This window comes from Micromonospora sp. NPDC049049, from assembly GCF_040649115.1.
Classification (GTDB): Bacteria; Actinomycetota; Actinomycetes; order Mycobacteriales; family Micromonosporaceae; genus Micromonospora.
Window position 1 is genome coordinate 1 of sequence record NZ_JBEZEX010000047.1, and the last position, 15017, is coordinate 15017.

General features: G+C 73.0%; 15 protein-coding genes. 5 read left to right on the top strand and 10 right to left on the bottom strand.

The window, feature by feature from the left end; translation table 11 throughout:
* Together AB0B68_RS30175 and AB0B68_RS30180 are read right to left on the bottom strand one after the other, a co-directional pair.
* Nucleotides 1-896, bottom strand: an 896-nt coding sequence (locus tag AB0B68_RS30175) for a cytochrome c oxidase assembly protein (RefSeq protein WP_357264282.1), incomplete at its 3' end; no start/stop codon positions are given.
* Complete coding sequence (locus AB0B68_RS30180; RefSeq protein WP_357197456.1) at nt 893-1375, bottom strand: DUF2243 domain-containing protein; 483 nt, start codon at nt 1373-1375, stop codon at nt 893-895. The genes AB0B68_RS30175 and AB0B68_RS30180, both read right to left, overlap by 4 nt.
* A 188-nt stretch (nt 1376-1563) precedes the next feature.
* On the opposite strand from AB0B68_RS30180, the gene AB0B68_RS30185 reads away from it, so the two are divergent.
* The 3 genes from AB0B68_RS30185 to AB0B68_RS30195 all read left to right on the top strand — a co-directional run bounded on the left by AB0B68_RS30185 (nt 1564) and on the right by AB0B68_RS30195 (nt 4575).
* Complete coding sequence (locus tag AB0B68_RS30185; protein WP_357197459.1) at nt 1564-2820, top strand: DUF2786 domain-containing protein; 1257 nt, start codon at nt 1564-1566, stop codon at nt 2818-2820.
* Between the two features lie 148 nt (nt 2821-2968).
* Entirely contained in the window at nt 2969-3325 is a 357-nt protein-coding gene (locus tag AB0B68_RS30190; protein ID WP_357264301.1) for a YciI family protein, read from the top strand.
* Nucleotides 3322-4575 (top strand): sigma-70 family RNA polymerase sigma factor, encoded by a 1254-nt coding sequence (locus tag AB0B68_RS30195; RefSeq protein WP_357197462.1) that lies wholly within the window; start codon nt 3322-3324, stop codon nt 4573-4575. The genes AB0B68_RS30190 and AB0B68_RS30195 overlap by 4 nt, the downstream gene beginning before the upstream one ends.
* A 91-nt stretch (nt 4576-4666) precedes the next feature.
* Here AB0B68_RS30195 and AB0B68_RS30200 read toward each other — a convergent pair whose 3' ends face one another.
* From AB0B68_RS30200 to AB0B68_RS30230, 7 genes are all read right to left on the bottom strand, one after another.
* Complete coding sequence (locus AB0B68_RS30200) at nt 4667-6127, bottom strand: alpha/beta hydrolase (protein ID WP_357197468.1); 1461 nt, start codon at nt 6125-6127, stop codon at nt 4667-4669.
* Nucleotides 6128-6252: 125 nt separating this feature from the next.
* Nucleotides 6253-6522 (bottom strand): hypothetical protein, encoded by a 270-nt coding sequence (locus tag AB0B68_RS30205; RefSeq protein WP_112581781.1) that lies wholly within the window; start codon nt 6520-6522, stop codon nt 6253-6255.
* Nucleotides 6519-6866 (bottom strand): helix-turn-helix domain-containing protein, encoded by a 348-nt coding sequence (locus AB0B68_RS30210; RefSeq protein WP_285792822.1) that lies wholly within the window; start codon nt 6864-6866, stop codon nt 6519-6521. Before AB0B68_RS30210 ends, AB0B68_RS30205 begins: the two co-directional genes overlap by 4 nt.
* A gap of 163 nt (nt 6867-7029) precedes the next feature.
* Nucleotides 7030-7203: a CsbD family protein gene (locus tag AB0B68_RS30215; RefSeq protein ID WP_036410891.1), complete on the bottom strand. Its 174-nt coding sequence runs from the start codon at nt 7201-7203 to the stop codon at nt 7030-7032.
* Nucleotides 7204-7277: 74 nt separating this feature from the next.
* Nucleotides 7278-9524, bottom strand: a complete 2247-nt coding sequence (locus tag AB0B68_RS30220) for a heavy metal translocating P-type ATPase (RefSeq protein ID WP_357199983.1) — start codon at nt 9522-9524, stop codon at nt 7278-7280.
* A gap of 12 nt (nt 9525-9536) precedes the next feature.
* Entirely contained in the window at nt 9537-10487 is a 951-nt protein-coding gene (locus AB0B68_RS30225; RefSeq protein WP_357199986.1) for a hypothetical protein, read from the bottom strand.
* Nucleotides 10488-10500: 13 nt separating this feature from the next.
* Nucleotides 10501-10710, bottom strand: coding sequence for a copper ion binding protein (locus AB0B68_RS30230; RefSeq protein WP_238681977.1), 210 nt, complete (start codon nt 10708-10710; stop codon nt 10501-10503).
* A gap of 94 nt (nt 10711-10804) precedes the next feature.
* Between AB0B68_RS30230 and AB0B68_RS30235 the strand changes: the two genes are divergently transcribed.
* Entirely contained in the window at nt 10805-11101 is a 297-nt protein-coding gene (locus AB0B68_RS30235; protein WP_030329541.1) for a metal-sensitive transcriptional regulator, read from the top strand.
* Nucleotides 11102-11107: 6 nt separating this feature from the next.
* Here the strand turns inward: AB0B68_RS30235 and AB0B68_RS30240 are convergent, their stop codons facing one another.
* Nucleotides 11108-13072, bottom strand: a complete 1965-nt coding sequence (locus tag AB0B68_RS30240) for a heavy metal translocating P-type ATPase (protein ID WP_357200052.1) — start codon at nt 13070-13072, stop codon at nt 11108-11110.
* A gap of 434 nt (nt 13073-13506) precedes the next feature.
* On the opposite strand from AB0B68_RS30240, the gene AB0B68_RS30245 reads away from it, so the two are divergent.
* A complete protein-coding gene (locus AB0B68_RS30245; RefSeq protein WP_357199990.1) occupies nt 13507-14895 on the top strand; it encodes a YibE/F family protein in 1389 nt (462 codons plus the stop codon).
* Nucleotides 14896-15017: the final 122 nt, after the last annotated feature.

Below are 15017 nucleotides of genomic sequence, written 5' to 3' on the forward strand. Positions count from 1 at the left end.
ATGTGGTTTGCGTCAGGAAATCGCCTTCCGGTGACGCAAACCTCTTGATCAACGGCGACGGGCGGGGGTGGGGGCGGGGCGGGACGGGGCGGGGCGGGGCGGGGGCGAGGGTGGGGGCGGGGTTGGCGGCGGGAGTGGTACCAGGTGGCGAAGAGGGCTGCGGCCAGGAGCAGCTCGGCCAGGTCGCCGCCGTAGTACATGAGTTGGGCGGCCGAGCGGAACGCTTCCGGGTCGCGGTCGGTGAGGCCGGGCGGGAGGGTTTCGGCCTGGGCGTACAGGTACTTGGCCAGCACGGCGTGGCCGGCCGACGCGGCCAGCAACGCGCCGACCCGTACCGCCAGCCCGGGGCGACGCGGCGCCGGGTCCGGCCCGGCCAACGACCAGGCGAAGAGGTACCCGGCGGCCAGGTAGTGCAGGTGCACGGCGTGGTGCAGGACTGGTTGCCGTTCGGCCGCCGCATACAGCGGGGTGAGCAGCACCAACGCCAACCCGCCGGTGGTCAGCAGCGCGGCCGTGGCCGGGTGGGCGAGCAGATGCAGCGGGCGGGCACGCAGCAGCCGGCCGACCGCTCGGCGTACCGGCGGCGGCGCGACCCGCAGCAGCAGCGTCACCGGGGCGGCGAGCACCAGCCCCAGCGGGGCCAGCATGCCGAGCAGCAGATGCTGCGCCATGTGCCCGCTCGGATTGTCGGGGAGCTGGGCGAGCGGCCCGACGGCGACCGCCAGCAGGGCGCAGCCGACCAGCCAGGAGGCGGTCCGCCGGTGGTCCCACCCCCGCGGGTCCCGCACGGCGGCCAGCACGTAAGCGACCGCCAACAACGCGACCGGGACCAGCGGGAACCAGGTCGGCCCGGCCACACCGTGTCCGGCGTGCGCCAGCGGCCCGACCGCCGTCATCGGGGGCCGGCGTCGGGCCGGCGGGAACGGGCACGCCACAGGACAGCCACGCCGGCCAGCAGCAGCACCGCGCCGGCCACGTTCCAGACCACGTCGTACGGCACCAGGTGTACGCCGTAGCGGATCTGGTGCAGCCGCAGCACCTTGTGGTCGACGATCCCGTCGAAGAGCTGGAATCCTCCGGCGCCGAGCAGGAAGCCACCCCAGGCGAGCCGGCTCGACAGGGCACGCCGTCGACGCAGGTCGGCGAACCAGAAGAACCCGCCGACCAGGGCGATCACCTCGGCGGCGTGCAGCAGCCCGTCCGAGAGCAGCGCCACCGATGGGGTGGAGCGGTCGTAGAAGTGGTGCCAGGCGAGGAGTTGGTGAAAGACGATCTCGTCCACCGCGGCCATGATCGCGATGCCGATCAGGACGCCGACGAGGGTGGAGGAACGAACGTCGGCGGTCCGGGTCCTCGGCAGGCTCGCTTCGACCACCACACACCTCGCAGTCAGCTCGGAACGGGCCGTAAATACCCCGAACCACGTGAAACATGTCGGACTGAAGCCGTGGGAAGGCCCAAGGAGCCGGGGTACATCCCCGTTTCGTGGCTCCCGGACCACTGACGGCATGATCATGGAGCCTGGAGGGGCAGCGACAGCCAGATCCCGAGAAGGAGGTGCCCGTGCCGGACGCGGACGAACTCGTCGCCAACGCGCTCGCGGCGGTGCGCGGCACTGACGTACGGCAGGCCGAACGGCAGCTGGACCAACTGATGGTCGGCACCGGCGCCGCGGACGGCAGCACGGCGGTGGATGCCGCTCTGCTGCGTCGCCTGGTCCGCGCACTGGGTCGGCTCTGGCCGCGCGGTTGGCAGCCGGTCGACGTGGACCGGATCACCAGTCGACGGCTCGACGGCCGCGCGGCGCGGCTGGTCCGTGCCGCGATGGCCGCCCAGCGGCGCGACCAGGCCGAGCCGGTCCCGGCCTGGTGGGACGACCAGCTACGCGAGTTGGCGGTTACCAAGGCCGACGGCAGCGTGGTGGCCGGCTGGGCCAGCCAGGAGGGTCTGGACCGGGCCGACGCGCTCCGCTCGGCAGTGGACGCTCTCGCGCTGGTGGAGAGCCTGCCGCCGATCGCGGTGCTGCGCCCACCGCCGGGCACGAGCGGCGCGGCACTGCCCCGCACGGCGGGCACGGCTCGCAGCGGGTCGCCGATGCTGGATCGGGTGCGGGCGCTGCTGGCGAAGGCCGAGTCGACGACCTTCCCGGCCGAGGCGGAGGCACTGACGGGAAAGGCCCAGGAGCTGATCGCCCGGCACAGCATCGACGAGGCGTTGCTGGCGGCCGGGTCCGAGCGCGGTGACCTGCCCGGCGGGGTACGTCTGAGCACCGACGCCCCGTACGCGGGCGCGAAGGCGCTGCTGGTGCAGGAGGTGGCGGCGGCGAACCGGTGCGAGGCGGTCTGGTCCGACGATCTGGGCTTCGCCACAGTGCTGGGCTGGCCGGCCGATCTGGTGGCGGTCGAGTTGCTCTACACGTCGCTGCTGGTCCAGGCCACGGCGGCGATGCTGCGTGGCCGTGCCGAGCGTCGGCCGGGGTCGGGGCGGCGGACGAAGGTCTGGGACGAGTCCTTCCTCAACGCGTTCGCGCTGCGGATCGGCGAGCGGCTGCGCACGGCCACCGAGGCGGCGACCACCGCGGCGGACGAGGCGGCGGCCGAGACGGCGGGGGCGGAACGACTGTTGCCGGTGCTCGCGGCGCGGGGCGAGGCGGTCCGGGAGCGGTTGGACTCGCTCTTCCCCGGCGTCACCCGGCACCGGCTCAGCGTGCGCGACGCCGAGGGCTGGTCGTCCGGCACCTCGGCCGCCGACCGGGCCTCGCTGGACGTCGGGGGCGCCCGGAAGCCCCGACAGGTGCCCGGCCGACCCGATCCGCGCTGAACCGTCCGGCGTGGGAACGCCCCCGGCGGATGTTTCTGCGATCTTCTTCGGTACGCGGTAGGGATCGGGGGATGGGCTCCGACCCTCCGGTGAGTCGCGCCCCGATCGGGGCGCGACCAGAGCCTGAGGAGCAATCGCCGTGAAGTACATGCTGCTGATCTGGAACCGGCCCGGCTTCACCGAGAGTCTGAGCGAGCAGGAGCGCACCGCCCTCTTCGGTGAGGTCGACGAGATCATGAAGGAGCTGACCGAGACCGGCGAGCTGATCGGCGGCCAGGCGTTGGCGAATCCGTCGCAGACGTTGACGGTGCGGCTCGTGGACGGCAGCCCCGAGGTCCTCGACGGCCCGTTCATGGAGAGCAAGGAGCAGTTCGCCGGCTACCTGGCCGTCGACTGCGAAACCCCGCAGCGGGCTGCCGAGATCGCGGCCCGCTGGCCGGACGTCCGGTACGGCGGCGCGATGGAGGTCCGCCCGATCATGGACGAGGCCGGGACGGAGATGTGACCGAGGACCGGACGGTCGAGGATCTGCTGCGCACGTTCGCGCCGCAGGTCCTCGGCCTGCTGGTCCGTCGGCACGGACAGTTCGACAGGTGCGAGGACGCGGTCCAGGAGGCGCTGCTCGCCGCCGCGACGCAGTGGCCCGGGCAGGGCGTGCCGGACAACCCGCGCGCCTGGCTGCTCACCGTTGCCACCCGCCGGCTCACCGACGAGTGGCGCAGCGAGAGCGCGCGCCGGGACCGTGAGGTGGCGGTGGCGCGGCGCGAGCCGGCGTACGCCGGGGTGGCGCCCGCGGCGGACGCGGAGCCCACCGTTGCGGCCGACGACGACACCCTCACGCTGCTGTTCCTCTGCTGCCACCCGGCGCTGCCCGGCTCGGCGCAGGTGGCGCTCACCCTGCGGGCGGTCGGCGGTCTCAGCACCGCCCAGATCGCCCGGGCGCACCTGGTGCCCGAGGCGACGATGAGTCAACGGATCCGACGGGCCAAGCAGCGGATCGAGGCTGCCGGGGCACGGTTCACGATGCCCGGGCCGGCCGAGCGGGGCGAGCGGCTGGGCACGGTGCTGCGGGTGCTCTACCTGATCTTCAACGAGGGCTACACCGCGTCCAGTGGCCAGGACCTGCGCCGGGCCGAGCTGACCGGCGAGGCGATCCGGCTGGCTCGCATCCTGCGCGGGCTGCTGCCCGACGACGGCGAGGTGACCGGGCTGCTGGCGCTGATGCTGCTGACCGATGCGCACCGGGCGGCCCGGGTGGGGCCGGACGGGGAGTTGGTGCCGCTGGCGGAGCAGGACCGTTCCCGGTGGGACGCCGCCGCCATCGCGGAGGGGGTAGCGCTGATCACCGAGGCGCTGACCTGGTCGCCGCCGGGCCCGTACCAGCTCCAGGCGGCCATCGCCGCTGTGCACGCCGAGGCGTCGACGGCGGTGGAGACGGACTGGCGGCAGATCGTCGCGCTCTACCGACTGCTGGCCCGGATCGCGCCGAACCCGATGGTCACCCTCAACCAGGCGGTGGCGGTGGCCATGGTCGACGGGCCCCGGGCCGGCCTCGCCCTGCTCACGCCGTTGGACGCCGACGAACGCACGGCCGGGCACCACCGGCTGGCCGCCGTCCGGGCTCACCTGTTGGAGCTGGCCGGGGAGGTCGGTGCGGCGCGGGAGGCGTACCTGGTGGCGGCGCGGGGCACCACGAGCCGGCCAGAGCAGCGCTACCTGGAGGTGCGGGCGGCCCGGCTGACCGGGCAGGGCTGAGCGACGTCGCCTTGCCGCTTTGGCAACAATTACCACAGCCGCTGAGCACAGCGCTGCCGGCCGCCGGGCGCCCGGCGGCCGGCAGCGGCGGTCACACCTCGGGTTCGACGGCCGGGCAGCTGGCACCCCGGGCGGGCACCACCCGATCGGTCAGATACGAGTCGACGGCTCGTTGCACGCACTGGCTGCTGCTGTAGCTGCCGTGCCCCCACCCCTGGTAGGTGAGCACCGCGCCGTGCCGGCCCAACTGCCGTGCCACGTTGCGCGCCCAGTCGTAGCCAGTGGCCGGGTCGTGCACTGTGGCGGCGAGCAGCAGCGGCACATCGGTGTGGACCCGTAGCCGATGCTGCGGGTTGGCCACCGGCGTCGGGGCGCCCAGGCAGGTGACCAGGGCGAACAGCGCCGGCGGGTAGCGCAGGTCCGGCGCGAGCCGGGCCGCCCGGCGCAAATGTCCGACGTACTCGCGGTAGTCGCGCACCGGCAGGCTCCAGTCCTGACAGAAAACCGCGAAGGGGTACGGAGCCACGGCGTCGGCGGTCGATGGGCCGGCGCTTCGCATGGCGGTGGCGGCATCCATCCTGCCCAGCCACTCGGCCAGGCCCGGCCACCGCCAGGTGTCGTAGAACTCCTTGTGGGTGAGCCGGCTCAATTCGAACGGGGTCAGCACCACCCCGGGCCGCTTCGGGTCGGTCAGCAGGCCCTGCTCGGCCCGCACGTGCAGCCCGGCCCAGATCGACCGGAGGTCCCGGCCGTGCAGGGCACAGGCCGTGGACCGTTCACACCAGGCGGCGAACTCGTCGAACGCGCCCTCCGCTGTGGCGGCCTGGGTGTCCAGGAAGGCGCGGGTGCCGAGGCTGTGGTCCATCGTGGCCTCCAGCACCATGGCCCGGACCCGGTCGGGGTACAGCTCGGCGTACCGCTGCCCGAGCAGGGTGCCGTACGAGCTGCCGTGGAAGGTCAACTGCCGTTCGCCGAGCGCGGCGCGGACCGCGTCCAGGTCGCGGGCGGCACTGGTGGTGTCGACGTGGTCGTAGAGCGCCCCGGTGCGGGCCCGGCAGTCGGCGCGCAGCAGCGCGTTGTCGGCCAGTGTGGCGTCGAACTGCGCCTGGTCGGCGATCAGTTGCGGTTGCCGGGCGAGCAGGTCCCGGGCGCAGACCACCGGGTGGCTGCCGCCGGTGCCGCGTGGGTCGAAGCTGACGATGTCGAACCGGGCCCGCAGGTCGGCGCTGAATCGGGAGCTGCCGTCCACCACCCGGTCGACCCCGCTGTCGCCCGGCCCGCCGGGGCCGAAGACCAGCGCGCCTTCGCGGGTGGCCGGGTCGGCGACCCGGCGGGCCAGCGACAGGTCGAAACGCTCACCCCCGGGTCGGTTCCAGTCCACCGGCAGCGACAGGGTGCCGCACTCGGCGCTGGTGTCAGTGGCGCAGGGCCGCCAGTCGATCGTCCGGGCGGGCTGTGGTCGGGCGGCGGCCGGGCTCGCCGGGGTCAGGCCGGCGGCCGTCAGGGCCAGGGCGACGGCCCAGCCGACTGCGGATTTGCGTGAGCGCAGCATGAGGTGCTGTCCTCTCCTCGAAGGAGCGTTGCCGGTGAAACTCGCCCACTGGGCGAGGTGATGCTGCTTCCACCCGGGCCGTCGAGTAGCCGCTCGACGGCCCGGGGCCTCTCTCGTCCGCCGGGTCAGTCGACCTCGCGCAGGACGCGTTCGAGCGTGGTCATCCGGGTTTCCATTCCGCCCAGCCGGCCGTCCATCGCCGCGAGCAGTCGGGCGTTCTCCGCCTGTGCCTGAGCGGCCGTCTCGGCGAGTTGGCGGTAGTCGTCCGCCCGGTCCGCTTCGTACCGGGCCCGACGGGTCTTGGCGAGTTGCACGACGGTCACCGTGACCACGCTGATCAGGAAGGCGAAGATGCCGATCGCGCCGACCACCTCGGTCCAGTCGTGTTCGCTCATCGCTGCGCTCCCGGCTGCTCGCCCGAGTCGGGCACTGTCAGCGTCTCGACAGCAGCCGCGATGACCGCGGGGGTGAGTGTGAGCACGAACGGCTCCACCTCGTAGTAGTTCATGGCCTTCCCGTCCTCCGACAACTCCAGGCGGGCGGTGACCAGCCCGGCCGCCGCCAGCTTCCGTAGGTGGACCTGCAACAGCGCTCGACTGATGCCCAGTTGCCGGGCCAGCCCGCTGACGTACGCACGCTCGCGGGCCAGCGCGGCGACGACCCGCAGCCGGTGCGGGTTGGCCAGGGTGGCCAGCACCCGAACCAGGTCGTCGCCGGTCGGCGGCGAGGCGGTGCTCATAACCAGCCCTTGCACATGCCAAGGGAAGTTAGCAGGTGTCGGCGAACTGCGGTGCGGACGGAAAGCGGAATCAGGGGGATCTCAGGGTCGGCGGAAGAGGCCGGACACACAGCACGCCGGGCCGGTGATGATCACCGGCCCGGCGTGCGGGTTACGTCGTACGTCAGCTCTTGAAGGCGTCCTTGATCTTCTCGCCCGCCTGCTTGAGCTTGGCGGTGGACTGGTCAGCGCGACCCTCCGCCTCCAGCTGCTCGTTGTCGGTGGCCCGACCGGCGCCTTCCTTCAGCTTGCCGGTCGCGTCCTCGGTGGCGTTGTTGATCTTGTCGTCGAATCCCATTGCCAACCTCCATTGCAAGCGTCGCTACGACAACAGAGGTACCCCCGCCGTCTCCGGTCCAACCATTACCGTCGTCACAGATCGGCAGCGGCCGACCGGAAGCGACGCAGGCGCAGGCTGTTGGCCACCACGAAGACCGAGGACAGCGCCATCGTGGCACCGGCGATCATCGGGTTGAGCAGCCCGGCGGCGGCCAACGGCAGGGCCGCCACGTTGTAGCCGAACGCCCAGAACAGGTTGCCCCGGATGATGCCAAGCGTGCGGCGGGACAACCGGATGGCGTCCACCGCGGCGTCCAGGTCGCCCCGGACGAGGGTGAGGTCGGCCGCCTCGATCGCCACGTCGGCGCCGGTGCCCATGGCCAGCCCCAGGTCGGCCTGGGCCAGCGCCGGGGCGTCGTTGACCCCGTCACCGACCATCGCCACCGACCGCCCCTCGGCCTGGAGCCGCTTGATCACGTCGACCTTCCCGGCCGGCAGCACCTCGGCGATCACCTCGTCGACGCCCACCTCGGTGGCGACCGCGCGAGCCACAGTGGCGTTGTCCCCGGTCAGCAGGACCGGAGTCAGCCCCAGCCCGCGCAGCCGGGCCACCGCCGCCCGGCTGGTCGGCCGGACCACGTCGGCGACAGTGAGCACGCCCCGGGCCCGGCCGTCCCAGCCGGCGACGATCGGCGTACGGCCGGCGGCCTCGGCGTCGCGCACCGCCCACTCGACCTCCGGGGGTACGTCGATCTCACGCTCGCGCAGCAGCCGGACCCGGCCGACCAGCACGGCCCGCCCGTCGACGGTGCCGCTCACCCCCAGCCCTTCGAGGTTGCCGAAGGCGCTCACCGGGGGCAACGCGCCCGCCTCGGTGGCAGCGGCCGCTACCGCACGGGCGATCGGGTGCTCGGAGGCGGCCTCCACCGCCCCGGCGAGCCGGAGCAGCTCGGCCCGGTCCACGCCGCTCGCCGGCACCACGTCCACCAGTGTCATCCGGCCGGTCGTCACGGTGCCGGTCTTGTCGAGCACCACGGTGTCCACCCGACGGGTCGACTCCAGCACCTCCGGGCCCCTGATCAGCACGCCGAGCTGGGCGCCCCGACCGGTGCCGACCAGCAGCGCGGTCGGGGTGGCCAGGCCGAGCGCGCACGGACAGGCGATGATCAGCACGGCCACGGCGGCGGTGAACGCGGCGGTCGGGCCGGCCCCGGTGCCGAGCCACCAGCCGAGCGTGCCGACGGCGAGGATGATGACGATCGGCACGAAGACCCCGGAGATCCGGTCCGCCAGCCGCTGCACCGCCGCCTTGCCGCTCTGCGCCTGCTCCACCAGGTCGGCCATCCGGGCGAGCTGGGTGTCCGCGCCGACCCGGGTGGCGGTGACGATCAGGCGCCCACCCGCGTTGATCGTTGCGCCGACCACGCCGTCACCCGGGGCGACCTCGACCGGCACCGACTCACCGGTGAGCATGCTGGCGTCGACAGCGGAGGTGCCCTCGTCGACCACCCCGTCGGTGGCGATCTTCTCCCCGGGGCGGACCACGAAGCGGTCACCGACGGCGAGCCGGTCCACCGGGATCAGGATCTCCACGCCGTCACGCAGCACCGTCACGTCCTTGGCGCCGAGATCGAGCAGGGCGCGTAGGGCGGCGCCGGCAGTTCGCTTCGACCGGGCCTCGAAGTAGCGACCGGCCAGGATGAACACGGTGACCCCGGCGGCCGCCTCCAGGTAGATGTTGCCGGCGCCGTCGCTCCGGACGATGTCGAAGCGGAACGGGTGCGTCATTCCGGGCATCCCCGCGTCACCGAGGAAGAGCGCCCAGAGCGACCAGCCGAACGCGGCCAACGTGCCGAGCGACACCAGTGTGTCCATGGTGGCCGCGCCGTGCCGCAGGTTGGTCCAGGCGGCCCGGTGGAACGGCAGCCCGCCCCAGACCACCACCGGGGCGGCCAGGGTCAGCGACAGCCACTGCCAGTAGTCGAACTGCCAGGCCGGGACCATGGCCAGCAGGACCACCGGCACGCTCAGGGCCACCGACACCCAGAGCCGGGTACGCGGCCCCCGCAACGGGTCCACCGGAGGTTCCGCGCTGGGCAGGGCTGGCAACGCCGCGGTGTAACCGGTCTTCTGCACGGTCCCGATCAGGTCGTCCGGTGTGACGCCGTCGGCGTACCGGACTGTCGCCTTCTCGGTGGCGTAGTTGACGGTGGCGCTCACCCCGTCCATCCGGTTGAGCTTCTTCTCGATGCGGGCGGCGCACGCGGCGCAGGTCATCCCGCCGATCGCCAGTTCGATCCGGTTCGGCGCCTCGGGCAGCGGTCTGCTGGTGGTGGTCATCGTCTGGTCCCGTCAGTCATGTCCGTGCCCGGGGGTGCCGTGGTCGGCCCCGCCGGTCGGTGCGGGGCCGCTCGGTTCGGGGGCGTCTCCGGTCGGGGCAGCGCCGGCGACCACTGTGAACTCGGCGGTGTGCACCCTCCCGCCGTGCTGGAAGTCGAGGTAGAGCCGGTAGCTGCCGACCGAGGGCACCTCGGCGAGGAAGGTGACGGCCGGACCGGGCCGGGTGCGCCCGTCGCCGGGCGTCCCGTCCGGGTGCACGTGCAGGTAGGCCAGATCACCCCGACGCAGTGCCACCAGGTGCCCGTACGCGCCCAGGTAGGGCTCCAGGTCGGTGACCGGCTGCCCGTCCCGGCTGACGGTCACTGTCAGCGACGACGTCCGACCGGGCTGCGGCGCACCGGTCAGGGTGACCGTGTAGCCGTCGACAGTGGTGCTGGTCGTCGGGGCGGGCAACGGCCGTTCGGTCAGCTCGCCGGAGACTGTCACGTCCACGCCCAGGGTCAGCGGCTCGCCCCCGGTCGGGGCGAAGTCGGCGAACGCCCGCCACTGTCCGGGACCGGCCAGCGGGGTGTCGACCCGCCAGGTGCCGTCCGCGGCCAGCTCGGGGTGGACGTGGCGGAAGCCGGAGAGGTCCCGACGGGCGACGATCAGGTGCATCTGCTTGTCGTGCGCCACGTCGTACCGGGTGACCGGGCGACCGTCCGGGCCGGTGATCCGGAAGGCGAACTCGTCGGCCGGGGCGTCGACCGGTTCGAGGGTGTAGCCACGTTCGGAGACGAGCAACCCGCCGGGCAGCCGATCGCCCGTCCCGCCCCGCTCGTCCGCCGTCGGGGTGGCGGCGGCATCGTCGTGCCGGCTCTCGGCGACCGGGGCGGGGTCGACGACCCGGCCGATCCCGTAGGCGGCGCCGAAGACCGCCGCCAGGCCGACGGCGAAGCCGGCCAGTTTCGTCACGGTACGCACGTCGGCCCGCCGATCACGCGTCGACGAGGTCGTAACCGGCCTCGTCGACGGCGGCCCGGACGACCGCGGTGTCCAGCGGCTGGTCGCTGCTGACGGTGACCCGGCCGGCGGCGAGGTCGACCTGGACGTCACGCACACCCGCGATGGCGCCGACCTCGGCGCTCACCGCGCTGACGCAGTGCCCGCAGGTCATGCCCTGCACCTGGTACGTCGTGTCGACCATTGGATCGTCTCCTTCGTGGTACCGGTACCCGGTGGGGGTATCTCATCAGAACCGACCGTACCATACCCCCTGGGGGTACGCTATCCTGGTCGGCATGACCGCACCCACCCCGATCCGCGGATACACCGCCAGCAAGGACCAGCTGCTAGCGCGGCTCCGCCGCGTCGAGGGGCAGGTCCGGGGCATCGAGAAGATGGTCGACGACGACCGCTACTGCATCGACGTGCTCACCCAGATCTCCGCCATCCAGGCCGCCCTCGACAAGGTGGCTCTCGGGCTGCTCGACGGGCACGCCCGGCACTGCATGCACGAGGGCGCCGCTGAGGGTCGGGCCGACGAGATGGCCACCGAGATGATGGCGGCGGTCGGCCGGCTCATGAAGCGCGGCTGACCGCGCTCACTCCGGCGCGGGATCGAGACGGACCCGGCGCAGCAACTGAGCGTTGAGCGCCACCACGATCGTCGACGCCGACATCAGCACCGCGGCCACCGCCGGGCTCAACGCCACACCCGCCCAGGCCAGCACCCCGGCGGCCAGCGGCAGCGCCACCACGTTGTAGCCGGCCGCCCAGGCCAGGTTCTGTCGCATCTTCCGGTACGACGCCCGGGACAGCCGAACCACGGCCCCCACCCCGCGCGGGTCCGAGGATGCCAGCACCACCCCGGCGGACTCGATGGCCACATCGGTGCCCGCGCCGATCGCGATGCCCACGTCCGCCCGGGCCAGCGCCGGCGCGTCGTTCACCCCGTCACCGACCATCGCCACCACCAACCCCCGCCGCTGGAGCTCGGCCACCCGATCGTCCTTCTCCGCCGGCAGCACCTCGGCGAAGACCTCGTCGACGCCGGGCCGGAAGCCGAGATCGGCGGCGACCGCCTCGGCCACCGGCCGGGCATCACCGGTGATCATGGCGATGGTTCGGACACCCTCGGCACGCAACTCGTCGACAGCGCGCCGGGCCTCCGGACGCACCTCGTCGGTCAACGCGAACGCACCGAGCACGGCGTCGGGCAGCCGCACCAGGTGCAACACCGCGGCACCCCGCGCCGACCACCGCCCGGTCGCGGCCTCCAGCTCCGCCGGGAGCGAAACGCCCAGCTCGCGCAGCAGCGCCGGCCCGCCCACCGCGTACTCCGTACCGTCGATTGTCGCCTTCACACCGCGGCCCGGCAGCGACCGGAAGTCGGCTGCCCGGGCCGGGCCGCCGCGGCCGGCCGCCGCCACTATCGCCCGGGCCAACGGATGTTCGCTCTCCGACTCGACACCGGCCGCGATGCGCAGCACCTCGCTCCGCTCGACGCCGGACGCCGTCGCCAGGTCGGTCACCCCGTGCTCGCCCCGGGTCAGCGTGCCGGTCTTGTCGAAGAGCACCGCGCCGACGGTCCGCATCCGCTCCAGGGCCAGCCGGTCCTTGACCAGAATCCCGGACCGTGCGGCGAGCGCGGTGGAGAGCGCGACGACCAGCGGGATGGCGAGACCCAGCGCGTGCGGGCAGGCGATCACCAGGACGGTGACCGCACGGACCACCGCCTCGTCGGGCTGACCGAGCGCGGTCCAGACCAGCACGGTCAGCACGGCGGTGCCGGTGGCCAGGTAGAACAGCGCGGCGGCGAACCGGTCGGCCAACAGTTGGGCCCGTCCACCGGAGGCCTGGGCCTGCGCGACCATCCGCTGGATGCCGGCGAGGGCGGTCTGCTCACCCAACGCCTCGACGCGCACCCGGATCGCCGAGTCGGTGGCGACGGTGCCGGCCACCACCCGGTCGCCAGTCGACCGGGCGACCGGCCGCGACTCCCCCGTGATCATCGACTCGTCCAGCTCGGCGCCGCCCTCGACGACACGGCCGTCCGCCGGCACCCGACCCCCCGGCCGGACCAGCACCACGTCGCCGATCCGCAGACCGGTCACCGGCACGGCCTCGACCCGCCCGTCCGCCGCCACCCGTTCGGCCTCGTCCGGCAACAGCGCGGCCAGCGCCGCGAGCGCTCCCCGGGCCTGTCCGATGGCCTTCATCTCCTGCCAGTGCCCGAGCAGCATGATGGTGACCAGCGCGGCCAACTCCCACCAGAAGTCCAGGTCGAAGACGCCGACGCTGGTCGCCAGGGACGCGGCGTACGCGACGGTGATCGCCATCGCGACCAGCAGCATCATTCCGGGCGCCCGGTCCCGGACCTCTCGGACCGCACCGACCAGGAACGGCCAACCGCCCCACCAGAACACCACCGAGCCGAGCACCGGGCCCACCCAGCCCTGACCGGGGACGACGTCCCCGCTCAGGCCCAGCCGACCCGACACGAGATGACTCGTCAGCACCACCGGGATGGTCAATACCAGGCAGACCCAGAACCGACGGCGAAACATCGCCGGATCGTGTCCGGCGTGCTTGTCGTGTCCGGCGTGCTTGTCGTGCCCGGAATGCTTGTCGTGCGGCACGGGTTCGGCGTGTCGCGGTCGGTCGGGGTCGGGCGGTGACGGAGCGGGCATGGCTCCAACATGCCGCCCCGGAGACCGCCGCGCGAGCGGTTCGGCCGCCCGACACTCCGCCACGACCTGCAACCCCCGGAGGGGCTGGCTAGCATCTCCCCCGATGGCCCTCCGAATGCCGCTGCACAGTCGGGCACCGGCGCCGCCACGTCGTGGCGGTGCCCCCAGCCGACCGGGCCGAGCACTGACCGTCCGTGATCAAGCGGTCGTCAGGCAGCGATCCGCCCCGCCGTCCGCCGCGTTTCCACCGCAACGGTGAACCGCCCGGCCCGCTGACCCGTATCCCGCACCGGATCGTTGGGAGTCTCACCTTGGCCGCCGACCACACTCACCCCGCTCCGTCCGCCCCGCCTCGGGTGCGACGGATCCTCGTCGTGACTGTGGTACCCCTCTTCGTCGCCACCGTGCTGGCCGCGGTGCTGCTCTGGCCGCGCGGCGGGTCACCGCAGACCGATGGTGGTGCGGACGTGCCGCGCTACCCCGGCACTGTCACCCGGGTGGTGAGCGAGCCGTGCCCGCCGGCGCCGTCGGTCCCCGAGGGCACACCGAGGGTCGGCGATGGGCGGTGCGGCACTGTCGACGTGCGGGTGGACGACGGGCCGACCGCCGGCCAGCAGGTACGGACTCCGGTGCCCGACGGGCCCGGCGCACCCCGGGTCGAGGTCGGCGACGAGGTCGTCCTGGTCGAGCTGGCCGACCCGACCGATCCCACCACCAGCAACTGGAACATCGCCGAGCACCAACGCGGCACCCCGATGGTGTGGCTGGCGGTGATCTTCGCGGCCGCGATCGTCGCGTTCGGTCGGTGGCGAGGTCTGGCCGCGCTCGCCGGGCTGGCCGCCAGCTTCGCCATCCTGCTCACCTTCGTGCTGCCGGGCATCAGCGCCGGCAGGTCACCGCTGCTGGTGGCGGTGGTCGGCGCGGCCCTGATCATGTTCGTGGTGCTCTATCTGACCCACGGGGTCACCGCACAGACCTCGGTCGCGGTGCTCGGCACCCTGGGCAGCCTGGTCCTGACCGGCGTGCTCGCCACCATCGCCACGGCCGCGACCCACCTCACCGGCTTCGGCAGCGAGGACGCCACCACCCTGTCGATGTTCCAGGGCGACGTGGACCTGCACGGACTGCTGCTCGCCGGAATCATCATCGGGTCACTCGGGGTGCTCGACGACGTGACGGTCACCCAGGCGGCCACCGTCACCGAACTGGCGAACGCCAACCCCGGGCTGACCCGGTTGCAGCTCTACCGTGCCGCCACCCGGGTCGGTCGCGCGCACATCGCCTCCACTGTCAACACCATCGTGCTGGCGTACGCGGGTGCCTCACTGCCCCTGCTGCTCCTGCTCACCGCCGACTCGCGGCCGATCGGGCAGATCCTCACCAGTGAGTTCCTCGCGCAGGAGATCGTCCGCAGCGCGGTCGCCACCCTCGGTCTGATCGCCGCCGTACCGCTGACCACCGGGCTGGCCGCGGTGGTCACCGCCGCCGGGCGCGCCGACGCCTCAGCGCTCACCGACGCCTCAGCGCCCACCGACGCTCCCGCGCCCCGGCCCCAGCCGGACCGCAGCGAGGCACTGGCCGCACTCAGCTCACCGCGAACGGCCGGCTCCGACGAACCGGACCGGACGCGGACCGCACCCCCACCCGAGGCCACCGACCGGTGGCCGAAGTCGAACAGGAGCACGGATACGGCATGGTGACACTCCTCAGCGTGACCAGATCGGGCATCCACCCTGAGAACCCCGTCACTGGTCACTCAACGCTATGGCGAAATGACGCTTTTGGTCGGCATCCAGGCGTAGCTCAGCCGGTCGACTCTCGG

What these genes read in the sequence shown, in the direction of transcription:
- AB0B68_RS30240 (WP_357200052.1), bottom strand. Translation starts at nt 13,072, where the DNA reads ATGTTTCGCCGTCGGTTCTGGGTCTGCCTGGTATTGACCATCCCGGTG.
- AB0B68_RS30220 (WP_357199983.1), bottom strand. Translation starts at nt 9,524, where the DNA reads ATGACCACCACCAGCAGACCGCTGCCCGAGGCGCCGAACCGGATCGAA.
- AB0B68_RS30200 (WP_357197468.1), bottom strand. Translation starts at nt 6,127, where the DNA reads ATGCTGCGCTCACGCAAATCCGCAGTCGGCTGGGCCGTCGCCCTGGCC.
- AB0B68_RS30230 (WP_238681977.1), bottom strand. Translation starts at nt 10,710, where the DNA reads ATGGTCGACACGACGTACCAGGTGCAGGGCATGACCTGCGGGCACTGC.
- AB0B68_RS30205 (WP_112581781.1), bottom strand. Translation starts at nt 6,522, where the DNA reads ATGAGCGAACACGACTGGACCGAGGTGGTCGGCGCGATCGGCATCTTC.
- AB0B68_RS30210 (WP_285792822.1), bottom strand. Translation starts at nt 6,866, where the DNA reads ATGAGCACCGCCTCGCCGCCGACCGGCGACGACCTGGTTCGGGTGCTG.
- AB0B68_RS30190 (WP_357264301.1), top strand. Translation starts at nt 2,969, where the DNA reads ATGCTGCTGATCTGGAACCGGCCCGGCTTCACCGAGAGTCTGAGCGAG.
- AB0B68_RS30215 (WP_036410891.1), bottom strand. Translation starts at nt 7,203, where the DNA reads ATGGGATTCGACGACAAGATCAACAACGCCACCGAGGACGCGACCGGC.
- AB0B68_RS30235 (WP_030329541.1), top strand. Translation starts at nt 10,805, where the DNA reads ATGACCGCACCCACCCCGATCCGCGGATACACCGCCAGCAAGGACCAG.